Below are 12,193 nucleotides of genomic sequence, written 5' to 3'. Positions count from 1 at the left end.
CTTTTTCTTCTAAACTTTACTTTTTTTTAACGCTTTTAACCTTTAATTAATTTATGTCAATTTGTCATATTTTATAGTTTTTGGTCGTATCTTTGCATTCTATTTTTTATTATCACTTAAGGATTATATGGAACACATTGAGAAAGTAATTGACGAGAAAATACAAGGAAAACCTTTACTTACTGAGCAAAAAGAGAACAACAGTAAAAAGCTTTTTATTGAAAGCTATGGTTGTCAAATGAACATGAATGATAGTGAAATTGTGGCCTCTATCCTTTCTGAACAAGGCTTCAACACTACTCAAAATTTAGAAGATGCAGATTTAGTACTAGTAAATACTTGTTCTATTCGTGAAAAAGCTGAAACAACTGTTCGTAATCGTTTAAAAAAATATAATGCTGTAAAAAGAATAAATCCTAAAATGAAGGTTGGGGTTTTAGGCTGTATGGCTGAGAGATTAAAAGAAAAATTTTTAGAAGAAGAAAAAATTGTAGATCTAGTAGTAGGTCCTGATGCTTATCGTGATTTACCTAATTTAGTTGAAGAGGTAGATGCTGGTAGAGATGCTGTTAATGTTATTTTATCAAAAGAAGAAACATATGCTGATGTTTCTCCTGTAAGACTTAACTCTAATGGAGTATCTGCTTTTGTTTCAATTACTCGTGGCTGTGATAACATGTGTACCTTTTGTGTTGTTCCATTTACAAGAGGTAGAGAAAGAAGTAGAGATCCTCAAAGTATTATTGCAGAAATCAGATCAATGCAAGAGAAAAACTTCAAGGAGATTACTTTATTAGGTCAGAATGTAGATTCTTTCTTATGGTATGGAGGTGGCTTAAAAAAGGATTTCAATAAAGCTTCAGAAATGGCAAAGGCTACTGCTGTAGATTTTGCTCAACTGTTAGATATGTGTGCTACAGAATTCCCTAAAATACGCTTTCGTTTTTCAACTTCTAACCCTCAAGATATGACTCTTGATGTTATTCATGTAATGGCAAAACATAAAAATATATGTAAATACATTCACTTACCTATTCAAAGTGGAAGTAATGCTATGTTAAAAGCAATGAACCGTCAACACACTCGTGAAGAGTACATGGAATTAGTTGATAATATTTATAAAATCATTCCTGAAATGGCTTTAAGTCAAGATATGATTGCTGGTTTTTGTGGAGAAACTGAACAAGATCATCAAGATACTTTAGATTTGATGCGCCATGTAAAATACAGCTTCGGGTTTATGTTTGCTTATTCAGAACGTCCTGGAACTTTAGCAGCTAAAAAAATGGAAGATGATATACCTTTAGCTATTAAAAAACGTAGACTACAAGAAATTATAGATTTACAACAAGAACATAGTTTATATAGAACCAAAGAAAATTTAGGGCAGATACAAGAAGTTTTAATTGAAGGTACTTCAAAGAAAAATCCAAATGAATGGAAAGGTCGTAATACTCAAAATACAGTTATAATTTTCCCTAAAGAACATTATAAAATGGGAGATTTTGTAAACGTTAAAGTTGATGATTGTACTTCAGCTACATTATTAGGAACTGCTATTGGATATTCTGACAATCAATAAGAAATTTAATTTCTATGGAAAAAGAAATAATTATAAAGCCCATTTATCGTTTTAAAGATTTTACCTCACCTCTAATTAATAAAATATTTAAATCATGGGGAATCTGGTTTGTGTTTTTTTTAGCATTCTTAATGCTTATTTTTAATATTTTTTTTTTTTTCGACAATTCTATTTATACAAATGAGAGTATTCCAACAATAAACATTATCATCCCTCTTTTAGTTTTTATTATTTTTCCTTTTAGTTTTTATTTTGGTTTAAAAAAGAATTATAACAACAATAAAATTTTAAAAGAAAAAACAACTGTTATTTACACAAAAGATGGTATTAAAACAATTGGTGAGTCGTATAATAACTTTATTCAATGGTCTCAAATAAATTACATAAAAGAACATAAAACTTTTTTCCTTTTCAAAAACACAAATGGACAAGAGTCATATCTTAATAAGAACTTTTTTAGCCAAAAGAAATTAAACGATTTCAAAACTTTAATCAAAAACTTAGGTTATTAATATGGAAAACTTACAAGCAACAAAACAACGTTTTGGTATTATTGGTAATGACCTTCAGCTCAACAGAGCTATTGAAAAAGCCATTAGGGTTGCTCCTACTGACATCTCAGTATTAGTTGTTGGTGAAAGTGGTGTTGGTAAAGAAAGCGTACCAAAAATTATTCATCAATTATCACATAGAAAACATGCTAAATATATAGCTGTAAACTGTGGTGCAATTCCTGAAGGAACTATTGACAGTGAGTTATTTGGTCATGAAAAAGGAGCTTTTACAGGAGCTACTGCTACGCGTAAAGGTTATTTTGAAGTTGCAGATGGAGGTACTATTTTTTTAGATGAAGTTGGAGAATTACCTTTAACTACTCAAGTACGTTTACTACGTGTTTTAGAAAACGGTGAATTTATAAAAGTTGGTTCTTCTCAAGTTCAAAAAACAAATGTAAGAATTGTAGCAGCTACAAATGTTAACATGCACAATGCTATTAGTAATGGTAAATTTCGTGAAGACTTATACTATCGACTAAGTACCATTGAAATACCTCTTCCTCCATTAAAACAAAGAGGAGAAGATATTCATTTACTATTTAGAAAGTTTGCAGCAGATTTCGCTCAAAAATATCGTATGCCAACTATTAGGCTAGAAGAAAATGCTGTAAAGCTTTTATTAAATTATAACTTTCCAGGAAACATACGACAATTAAGAAATATTGCAGAACAAATATCAGTAGTTGAAGAAAATAGGCTTATTTCTCCTGAGAAACTAGTACAATATCTACCTAATATTCAAGGAAATCTTCCTGCAGTTGTTAATAACAACAAAGCTAATAACAATAATGATTTTTCTAACGAACGAGATATTATGTATAAAATATTGTTTGATATGAGAAACGATATTAATGACTTAAAAAAGTTAACTTTAGATTTATTAAAAGAAGGAAATTCGAAACAAGTTCAAGAAGATAATCATCGATTAATTCAAAAAATATATCAAGAGCAACAAACTGAAACTCCAAAAGTTGAAGTAGTACAAATTCCTGAATCAGCAAATCAAAACAACTATGATTTTGTTGAAACTATTGAAGAGGATGAAAATTTATCATTACAAGAAAAAGAAATTGAAATGATAAGAAGATCTCTAGAAAAAAACAATGGCAAACGTAAACTTGCTTCAAAAGAATTAGGTATATCTGAGAGAACACTTTACAGAAAAATTAAACAATACGATTTATAAAAAAATTAACTTTCGTTTTATTTACCTTTACAGAACTACATTATTAAATTAAAATGAGAAAACTTTTATACACATCTTTATCATTTATACTTCTAATTACTTTTATAGGTTGTGGAGCATACTCTTTCACAGGAGGAAACACAGGGAATGCTAAAACAATTCAAATTGATTTTTTCCCAAACCAAGCACCAATAATTGAACCAACATTAAGTAAACGTTTTACACAAGACTTAAGAGATTTATTTACTCGTCAAACTAACTTAGCTTTGGTAAGAATTGGAGGACAATTACATTTTGAAGGTGAAATAACTGATTATCGAATTTCTCCTATGAGTGCAACTGCAAACCAAACTGCTGCTCAAAATAGACTTACTATTGTAGTTAACGTTCGATTTACCAATAACTTAGAGGAAAAAGACAGTTTTGAAAAACAATTCACCTTTTATGATGACTACGGTGCTTCTGAACAACTAATTGGTAACGTATTAGATAATGCTCTAAAAAAAATATTAGAGCGAATTACTCAAGACATATTTAATGAATCGGTAGCTAAATGGTAATATTTTAATTTGACAACAGACGACTATATAAAATTTATTCAAAGCCCTGAACTTTTCCAGGATGAAAGTATTAATCAATTAAAAACTATAATTGATAAATATCCTTATTTTCAGTCTGCTCGTTCTTTATATTTAAAAGCTTTAAAAAACAAAGAAAGCTATAAATACAATAATGAGCTTAAAGTCACTGCTACCCATACAACAGATCGTTCAGTTTTATTTGATTTTATAACATCTAAAAGTTTTACATCAACTAAAAAAGATTCAGAAAAAAGAAGTTTAAAAGAAATTGTAATTCAAAAAACAAAATTATTAAAAACTGACACAACTAATGAAGAATTAGCCATAGGAAAACCTCTTAACTTCACTAAAAAAGAAACTTTTTCTTTTAATCAATGGTTAGAACTTTCTTCTAAAAATAGTATAGTAAGAGACCAATCCTCAGAAAAAAAGATTGAAAAAAACTCTGAAAAAGATATACTAATTAATCGTTTTATTGAAACTAGCCCTAAAATAACAAGACCTACAAAAGGTATTTCTAAAGAAATTAAGGTTACAGAATCTCAACAAAACAACAGATTAATGACCGAAACTTTGGCTAAAGTTTATCTTGAACAGAAAAAATATGATAGTGCAATTCAAGCATATAAAATATTAAGTTTGAAATATCCAGAAAAAAGTGGTTTCTTTGCAGACCAAATTAAGAAAATTAAAATTTTACAAAACAATAAATAATGACTACATATACTTTACTTTTAGTGTTAATTTTAATAGTTGCAATAGCATTAATTTTAATTGTAATGGTACAAAACCCTAAAGGAGGAGGATTATCTTCATCTTTTGGTGGTGGTGGATCTCAAAACATTGGAGGTGTACAAAACACAAACAATTTCTTAGATAAAACTACATGGACTTTAGCAATAACAATGTTTGCTTTAATCCTATTAGCTAACTTTGCTATCCCTAGAGGAAATGCTCAAGATGCACCTCAATTAGATGATACATTAAACGGAGTAGAAACAACAACTACTAATACTCCAGCTACAACAACAAATACAGCAAACGATAGCGTAAAATAATATCTATCTTAATCATATAGAAATGCCAACGTAATGACACGTTGGCATTTTTTTTTCACAAAAAACTATACTCGTTGAAAAAGTGTCAGCATAAAAACAATGGCATAATTTCTGACTAAAAGTAACCAGTTAAAAACTTAATTTAATTAATTAAAAAATATATAAAATGGGATTAAACATTAAACCTTTAGCAGATAGAGTTCTTGTAGAGCCTGCTGCAGCAGAAACAACTACTGCATCAGGAATTATTATTCCAGATAACGCTAAAGAAAAACCTCAAAAAGGAATTATTGTTGCAGTTGGAACTGGAACAAAAGATGAGCCTTTAACTGTAAAAGTTGGAGATACTGTTTTATACGGAAAGTACGCTGGTACTGAATTAAAACTTGAAGGTAACGATTATTTAATTATGAGAGAAAGCGACATTTTCGCTATTATCTAAATAATTATTTTTTTGAGCTATCCAATTGCTCTATATAAATTAAATAAAAACAAAGTCTAAAATTACATATAAGCTTTAGACAAAAAAAACTAAATAAAATGGCAAAAGATATAAAATTTGATGTTGATGCTCGTGACGGATTAAAACGTGGAGTAGATGCATTAGCTAATGCAGTAAAAGTAACTTTAGGTCCTAAGGGACGTAATGTAATTATTTCAAAATCTTTCGGAGCTCCTCATGTAACTAAAGATGGTGTTACCGTAGCTAAAGAAATTGAATTAGAGGATGCTCTAGAAAATATGGGAGCACAAATGGTAAAAGAAGTTGCTTCTAAAACTAACGACTTAGCTGGTGATGGTACAACTACTGCTACTGTTTTAGCTCAATCTATCGTTAAAGAAGGATTAAAAAATGTTGCCGCAGGAGCTAATCCTATGGATTTAAAACGTGGAATAGATAAAGCTGTTGCTGTTATTACTGAAGATTTAGCAAAGCAATCTGAAGAAGTAGGAAATTCTTCTGAAAAAATTCAACAAGTAGCTTCTATTTCTGCAAATAACGATCAAGTAATTGGTGATTTAATTGCAACTGCTTTTGGTAAAGTTGGTAAAGAAGGTGTAATAACTGTTGAAGAGGCTAAAGGTACTGACACTTATGTAGATGTAGTAGAAGGAATGCAGTTTGATAGAGGTTATTTATCTCCTTACTTTGTAACGGATGCAGATAAAATGATTGCTACTTTAGAAAATCCTTATATTTTATTATTTGATAAAAAGATTTCTAACTTACAAGAAATTCTTCCAATATTAGAACCAGTATCTCAATCAGGAAGACCTTTATTAATTATTGCTGAAGATGTAGATGGACAAGCATTAGCTACTTTAGTAGTAAACAAATTACGTGGAGGTTTAAAAATTGCAGCTGTAAAAGCTCCAGGTTTTGGTGATCGTAGAAAAGCAATGTTAGAAGATATTTCTATTTTAACTGGAGGTACTGTTATTTCTGAAGAAAGAGGTTTCTCTTTAGAAAATGCTACTTTAGATTTATTAGGTACTGCTGAAACTGTTACTATTGACAAAGACAATACTACAATTGTTAATGGTTCTGGTGATGAAACACAGATTAAAGCTCGTGTTAATCAAATTAAAGCACAAATTGAAACAACTACTTCTGATTATGATCGTGAAAAATTACAAGAACGTTTAGCTAAATTAGCTGGTGGTGTTGCTGTATTATATGTAGGTGCTGCATCTGAAGTAGAGATGAAAGAAAAGAAAGATAGAGTTGATGATGCTTTACATGCTACAAGAGCTGCTGTTGAAGAAGGTATTGTTGCCGGGGGTGGTGTTGCTTTAGTAAGAGCTAAAAAAGTATTAGAGACTTTAACTACTGAGAATTTAGACGAAACTACTGGAGTACAAATCGTAAATAGAGCTATTGAATCTCCATTAAGAACTATTGTTGAGAATGCTGGTGGTGAAGGCTCTGTTGTTATCAATAAAGTACTTGAAGGTAAAAAAGACTTTGGTTACGACGCAAAATCTGAAACATATGTAAATATGTTAGATGCTGGAATTATTGATCCTAAAAAAGTAACTCGTGTAGCGTTAGAAAATGCTGCTTCAGTTGCTGGAATGATTTTAACTACTGAATGTGCATTAATTGATATTAAAGAAGAATCTCCAGCTGGAGGAGGAATGCCTCCAATGGGTGGTGGAATGCCAGGAATGATGTAATAATTAAAACTATTTCCACATATAGTTTATAAAATAAAAAGGCTGTTTGAATTATCAAACAGCCTTTCTTTATATAATTAAACGAGGTTACTTAACCTCAAATATAAAAGGTATTCTAGCTTGTATTCCTTTTATATTTTTGATTTGATTTATATTATCATATAACCTATAATTCTCTTCTCCTAAAGCCTCTTTTAACAATTCTTCTTTTGATAGTTTTGCAAAAGGTGAAAACTTAAACGATTCTTTTATGTCTTTCTTGTAATTAGGGTAATTTCTAACTCTATAATCATCTACATTAGCAATACTTGCTGCCATTTCAATAGCATCATCTAAACTACCTAAAGCATCAACTAAACCATTTTCTAAAGCTTGTTTACCAGTCCAAACTCTTCCTTGAGCTATTTTATCAACCTCATCAAATTTCAAACCCCTTCCATTTGCAACACGAGTTACAAAAACATTATAAATTTGCTCTACTCCTTCTTTAGTTACTTTATAAAATTTTTCATCTATAGGTTCAAAAACACTATAATTAGCACTACTATTAGTAGATACTTGTTCAGCATTAATTCCTAGTTTATCAGTAAGCTTACTAATGTTTGGAATCATTCCAAAGACACCAATAGAACCTGTAATTGTTGTAGGTTCTGCAATAATTTTATCTGCATTACAAGCAATATAATAACCTCCTGAAGCAGCTAAATTCCCCATAGACACTACTAATGGCTTTTCTTTCTTTGTCAATTCTAATTCTCTCCAAATCAACTCAGAAGCTAAGGCGCTTCCTCCTGGAGAATTAACACGCAAAACAATAGCCTTTACACTCTTATCTTTTCTTGCCTTTTTTATTGCTTTATTTATGATTCCTTGACCAATTATATCTTCATTTCCTTCTCCATACATTATTTGCCCTTGAGCATAAATTACAGCAATTTTATTTTTTGCTAATGAAGATTTTCTACCTTTTCCTGATTTAATATAATCTTGAATACTTATTGTATTAACTTTTGAAGCTACTATTGACTTTAATTTATCTTTATATTCATCTTCATAAATTACAGCATCAATTAAATTACTCTCTTTAGCTAAATCAGCATTTCTTCCATTTGAATTATCAGCAATCTCGTTTAATTTTTCAATAGAAATTTTTCTACTTCTACTAATATCCCCAGTCATTTCAGACCAAATAGACTTTAAAAAAGAAACCGTTTGCTCTCTGTTAGCTTCACTCATTTTGTTTGTCAAATAAGGTTCTACGGCACTTTTATATTTTCCGTGACGAATTACTTCCATTTTCACACCATACTTGTCTTCAAAATCTTTGTAATATAAAATCTCTGTTGAAAGTCCTTTAAAGTCAACCATTCCAACAGGGTTTACAAAAACACTATCTGCAACAGAACTTAAGTAATAACTTTTTTGATCAAAGAAATCGTTATATGCATACACAAATTTACCGCTCTTCTTAAATTCTTCTATTTTATTTCGAATAGCTTGAGTTTGCGCTATTCCTGCATTAACATATACCGTTCTAATATTTATCCCTTTAATATTAGCGTCAGTTTTAGCATTATCAATAGCATTCAATATCTTATTTAAAGCTAATTTCTGATCATTCAACTCCAATATTTCCGCTAAAGGATTTGTATCTTTTGGAGCATAATCTTTTATTGAAGTAGTTAAATCTAACTTTAAAACTGAATTTGGTTTTACTATTATTTCATCTGGAGACCCCATTAATGAGGCTATGAAAATAAAAAAGATAAAGATTAAAAATATTGATATAAAAAAGCCTATAATAGAGGCTAGTAAATTTCGTAAAAACTTCATGCTTAGTAATTATTTTTTGATAGCAAATATACGTTTTTGAGTTAAAAAAGTATCATCTTAAAACCATTCTATATTTACCTTGTGCAAACTCAAAATAATTAAATAACTTATAATTTACTTCATAACCATAATCAATATGTATGTTATAATCAATTATGTTTTCATATATATTTGGATTAAATGTACCTGGACTCCCTACCCTTCTATTCCAGGCCATAACATAAAATCTATTTTTATTTTCTAAATAAGATTGTGAATAAAAACCTACTGGCCTAGCTATAGAATTAAGATATGTTGTAAAACCTGGATCTATTATAATAATTTCATACTCTAAACTATCATTTGCTATTACAACAGGCTCTTCTTTTGTTGTTGATTTATTTTTCACAGATGTAGAAGCACATCCATAAAAAATAACACTAAAAACTACCATTACTAATACATACTTCAAAACTTTCATAATCAATGATTTTCAACCTCTATAAAGTTCCGAAAATTATTCCATTTTCAAATTGTTTTTAAATGATTTAACAGTATTTTTAAACCTCTTAAAACAAAACAATATGAAAAACAGGTGTTTTTGGGTTAGTAATGCCCCTTTATATATTGAATATCATGATAATGAATGGGGAGTTCCTGTATATGACGATGATAAATTATTTGAATTTTTAATTTTAGAAACTTTTCAAGCTGGCTTGAGTTGGATTACCGTTTTAAAAAAACGTGAAAATTTTAGAATTGCTTTTGACAATTTTGATTATAAAAAAATAGCACATTATTCTGAAAATAAATATGAAGAACTATTACAAAACGCTGGAATTATAAGAAATAAATTAAAAATAAAAGCAACAATATCAAATGCTAAAGCCTTTATGAAAATACAAGAAGAATTTGGTACTTTTTCTAAATACATTTGGGGCTTTACTAATGGAGTACCTATTAAAAATGTATTTAATAAACGAGAAGATGTACCTGCAACTACAGATCTTTCTGATAAAATTTCAAAAGATTTAAAAAAACGAGGTTTTAAATTTGTTGGTTCAACTGTTATTTATGCACATATGCAAGCAACAGGTATGGTAAATGATCATACAACAGATTGTTTTAGATATCACGAGGTTTAATTTCGTATTTTTATCGCTCAACTAAAAATTAATTTAAATATTTATAAATGAACTTAAAACAAGTGCTTTGTACGATTGCTACTACAAGTATTTTATTTTCTTGTGGTGTTGACACTAAAAAAGAAGCTACTACAACAAAAGAAACTAAAACTACAGATTTTGAATACGTAGTTGAACAATTTGCTGACATCAAAGTTTTACGCTACCAAATTCCTGGTTTTAAAGAATTAACATTAAAAGAAAAGCAGTTAGTATACTACCTAACGCAAGCTGGATTGGCTGGGCGCGATATAATGTGGGATCAAAATTATCGTCATAATTTAGAAATTAGAAATGCTTTAGAAACTGTAAACACAACTTTTAAAGGAGATAAAAAAAGTAAAGATTATGTTGCTTTTAAAACCTACTTAAAAAGAATTTGGTTTTCAAATGGAATACATCACCACTACTCTAACGACAAATTAAAACCTGAGTTTTCAAAAGAATATTTAGAGAGCTTATTAAAAGAAACAAATACTACTTTATCTTCTGAAGCTTTAGAAGTAATTTTTAATAATGAAGATACTAAAAAAGTAAATAAAAAAGCTGGTGTTGATAATGTTTTAGCTTCTGCTATTAATTTTTACAGCCCTGATATAACTAGTAAAGATGTTGAAGATTTTTATGCTAAAGCATACAAAGGTCCAGAAGGAAAGCCTATCGAAGCGGGTTTAAATTCAAAATTAGTACGTGAAAACGGAAAATTAGTTGAAAAAGTATGGAAATCTGGTGGTATGTATGGAGCTGCTATTGATAAAATTATTTACTGGCTAGAAAAGGCTAAAGATGTAGCTGAAAACGAAAAACAAGCAACTACATTAAGTTTGCTAATAGAATATTACAAGACAGGTAGCTTAGATGTTTGGGATCAGTATGCTATTTCTTGGGTTACTTCAACTGAAGGAAATATTGACTGGATAAACGGATTTATAGAAGTATATAATGACCCAAAAGGTTATAGAGGATCTTATGAAACTGTAGTTCAAATAAAAGATTTTGACATGTCTAAAAAAATGAAAGTTTTATCTGACAATGCTCAATGGTTTGAAGACAACTCTCCTTTAGATCCTTCTCATAAAAAAGAAAATGTTGTAGGTGTTTCTTATAAAACAGTAAATGTAGCTGGTGAAGCTGGAGATGCTTCTCCAAGTACACCTATTGGAGTAAACCTACCTAACAACAACTGGATTCGTCAAGAACACGGTTCAAAATCTGTTTCTTTAGGTAATATTATTGGGTCATACAATAATGCAGGAGGAACTGGTCGTTTAGAAGAGTTTGCTCATGATAAAGAAGAAATTGAGTTAGAAGTAAAATATGGTAAACTTGCTGATAAATTACATACAGCACTTCATGAAGTTATTGGCCATGCTTCTGGTAAAATTAATGATGGAATAGGACAACCGAAAGAAACTCTAAAAAACTATGCTTCTACAATGGAAGAAGGTAGAGCAGATTTAGTTGGTTTATATTATTTAATGAACCCAAAATTACAAGAACTTGGACTAGTTGATGACTGGAAAAAAGTTGGTAAAGCGGCTTATGATGGATATATCAGAAATGGATTAATGACTCAATTAATAAGAATTAATTTAGGAGATGATATTGAAGAAGATCATATGGTAAATCGTCAATGGGTATCTGCTTGGTCGTTTGAACAAGGTAAAAAAGACAATGTTATTGAAAAAGTTGTTAAAAATGGAAAAACTTATTTTATAGTTAATGACTATGCAAAACTTCATGAAATTTTTGGTCGCCTATTAAAAGAAACACAAAGAATAAAATCTGAAGGAGATTTTGAAGCTGCCAAAGCTTTAGTTGAAGGATACGGTGTAAAGGTAGATCAAGAACTTCACAAAGAGGTTTTAGAACGTAATTCACAATTCAAATCTGCTCCATATAGTGGTTTTGTTAACCCTGTATTAACTCCTGTAACTAATGATGAAGGTATTATTACTGACATAAAAATTATGCAACCTAACTCTTTTGAAGAACAAATGTATTTTTATGCTAAAAATTATAGCTTTTTACCTAGTAAAAACTAATAATTAATTT

Annotated in this window: 12 protein-coding genes; 10 read left to right on the top strand and 2 right to left on the bottom strand. The window is 29.6% G+C overall.

Annotation, left to right across the window (positions count from 1 at the left end; genetic code table 11):
• The first annotated feature begins 127 nt into the window (after positions 1 to 127).
• The 8 genes from miaB (at position 128) to groL (ending at position 7,142) form a co-directional block, all read left to right on the top strand.
• Positions 128 to 1,582, top strand: a complete 1,455-nt coding sequence (miaB, locus tag BLV71_RS09665) for a tRNA (N6-isopentenyl adenosine(37)-C2)-methylthiotransferase MiaB (RefSeq protein ID WP_093870350.1) — start codon at positions 128 to 130, stop codon at positions 1,580 to 1,582.
• Positions 1,583 to 1,596: 14 nt separating this feature from the next.
• A complete protein-coding gene (locus tag BLV71_RS09660) occupies positions 1,597 to 2,094 on the top strand; it encodes a YcxB family protein (protein ID WP_093870349.1) in 498 nt (165 codons plus the stop codon).
• A gap of 1 nt (position 2,095) precedes the next feature.
• Positions 2,096 to 3,325 (top strand): sigma 54-interacting transcriptional regulator, encoded by a 1,230-nt coding sequence (locus tag BLV71_RS09655; RefSeq protein ID WP_093870348.1) that lies wholly within the window; start codon positions 2,096 to 2,098, stop codon positions 3,323 to 3,325.
• A 53-nt stretch (positions 3,326 to 3,378) separates the two neighbouring features.
• A complete protein-coding gene (locus tag BLV71_RS09650) occupies positions 3,379 to 3,885 on the top strand; it encodes an LptE family protein (RefSeq protein WP_093870347.1) in 507 nt (168 codons plus the stop codon).
• A gap of 9 nt (positions 3,886 to 3,894) precedes the next feature.
• The gene (locus BLV71_RS09645) at positions 3,895 to 4,620 is read left to right on the top strand and encodes a hypothetical protein (RefSeq protein WP_093870346.1); all 726 of its coding nucleotides are present in this window, start codon (positions 3,895 to 3,897) and stop codon (positions 4,618 to 4,620) included.
• Positions 4,620 to 4,964, top strand: a complete 345-nt coding sequence (gene secG, locus BLV71_RS09640) for a preprotein translocase subunit SecG (protein ID WP_093870345.1) — start codon at positions 4,620 to 4,622, stop codon at positions 4,962 to 4,964. The genes BLV71_RS09645 and secG overlap by 1 nt, the downstream gene beginning before the upstream one ends.
• 166 nt (positions 4,965 to 5,130) lie before the next feature.
• Complete coding sequence (locus BLV71_RS09635; protein ID WP_093870344.1) at positions 5,131 to 5,406, top strand: co-chaperone GroES; 276 nt, start codon at positions 5,131 to 5,133, stop codon at positions 5,404 to 5,406.
• A 98-nt stretch (positions 5,407 to 5,504) separates the two neighbouring features.
• Positions 5,505 to 7,142, top strand: a complete 1,638-nt coding sequence (gene groL, locus BLV71_RS09630; protein WP_093870343.1) for a chaperonin GroEL — start codon at positions 5,505 to 5,507, stop codon at positions 7,140 to 7,142.
• 87 nt (positions 7,143 to 7,229) lie between these two features.
• Here groL and sppA read toward each other — a convergent pair whose 3' ends face one another.
• Together sppA and BLV71_RS09620 are read right to left on the bottom strand one after the other, a co-directional pair.
• Entirely contained in the window at positions 7,230 to 8,975 is a 1,746-nt protein-coding gene (gene sppA, locus BLV71_RS09625; RefSeq protein ID WP_093870342.1) for a signal peptide peptidase SppA, read from the bottom strand.
• A 52-nt stretch (positions 8,976 to 9,027) separates the two neighbouring features.
• Positions 9,028 to 9,435, bottom strand: coding sequence for a DUF6146 family protein (locus BLV71_RS09620; protein WP_093870341.1), 408 nt, complete (start codon positions 9,433 to 9,435; stop codon positions 9,028 to 9,030).
• Between the two features lie 103 nt (positions 9,436 to 9,538).
• Here BLV71_RS09620 and BLV71_RS09615 point away from each other — a divergent pair, with 103 nt between their 5' ends.
• Both BLV71_RS09615 and BLV71_RS09610 read left to right on the top strand, forming a co-directional pair.
• Positions 9,539 to 10,099: a DNA-3-methyladenine glycosylase I gene (locus tag BLV71_RS09615; RefSeq protein ID WP_093872000.1), complete on the top strand. Its 561-nt coding sequence runs from the start codon at positions 9,539 to 9,541 to the stop codon at positions 10,097 to 10,099.
• 47 nt (positions 10,100 to 10,146) lie between these two features.
• Positions 10,147 to 12,183: a dipeptidyl-peptidase 3 family protein gene (locus BLV71_RS09610; RefSeq protein WP_093870340.1), complete on the top strand. Its 2,037-nt coding sequence runs from the start codon at positions 10,147 to 10,149 to the stop codon at positions 12,181 to 12,183.
• Positions 12,184 to 12,193 lie beyond the last annotated feature (10 nt).

It is taken from the genome of Tenacibaculum sp. MAR_2010_89, from assembly GCF_900105985.1.
In the GTDB taxonomy this organism is placed as follows: domain Bacteria; phylum Bacteroidota; class Bacteroidia; order Flavobacteriales; family Flavobacteriaceae; genus Polaribacter; species Polaribacter halocynthiae.
Note: the sequence above shows the minus strand (reverse complement) of the source record. Positions and strands in the feature narration are given on the sequence as shown.

Bases quoted from the DNA above. Each gene is read 5' to 3' on its own strand.
- miaB (WP_093870350.1), top strand. From the start codon at position 128: ATGGAACACATTGAGAAAGTAATTGACGAGAAAATACAAGGAAAACCT.
- BLV71_RS09660 (WP_093870349.1), top strand. From the start codon at position 1,597: ATGGAAAAAGAAATAATTATAAAGCCCATTTATCGTTTTAAAGATTTT.
- BLV71_RS09655 (WP_093870348.1), top strand. From the start codon at position 2,096: ATGGAAAACTTACAAGCAACAAAACAACGTTTTGGTATTATTGGTAAT.
- BLV71_RS09650 (WP_093870347.1), top strand. From the start codon at position 3,379: ATGAGAAAACTTTTATACACATCTTTATCATTTATACTTCTAATTACT.
- secG (WP_093870345.1), top strand. From the start codon at position 4,620: ATGACTACATATACTTTACTTTTAGTGTTAATTTTAATAGTTGCAATA.
- BLV71_RS09635 (WP_093870344.1), top strand. From the start codon at position 5,131: ATGGGATTAAACATTAAACCTTTAGCAGATAGAGTTCTTGTAGAGCCT.
- groL (WP_093870343.1), top strand. From the start codon at position 5,505: ATGGCAAAAGATATAAAATTTGATGTTGATGCTCGTGACGGATTAAAA.
- sppA (WP_093870342.1), bottom strand. From the start codon at position 8,975: ATGAAGTTTTTACGAAATTTACTAGCCTCTATTATAGGCTTTTTTATA.
- BLV71_RS09620 (WP_093870341.1), bottom strand. From the start codon at position 9,435: ATGAAAGTTTTGAAGTATGTATTAGTAATGGTAGTTTTTAGTGTTATT.
- BLV71_RS09615 (WP_093872000.1), top strand. From the start codon at position 9,539: ATGAAAAACAGGTGTTTTTGGGTTAGTAATGCCCCTTTATATATTGAA.
- BLV71_RS09610 (WP_093870340.1), top strand. From the start codon at position 10,147: ATGAACTTAAAACAAGTGCTTTGTACGATTGCTACTACAAGTATTTTA.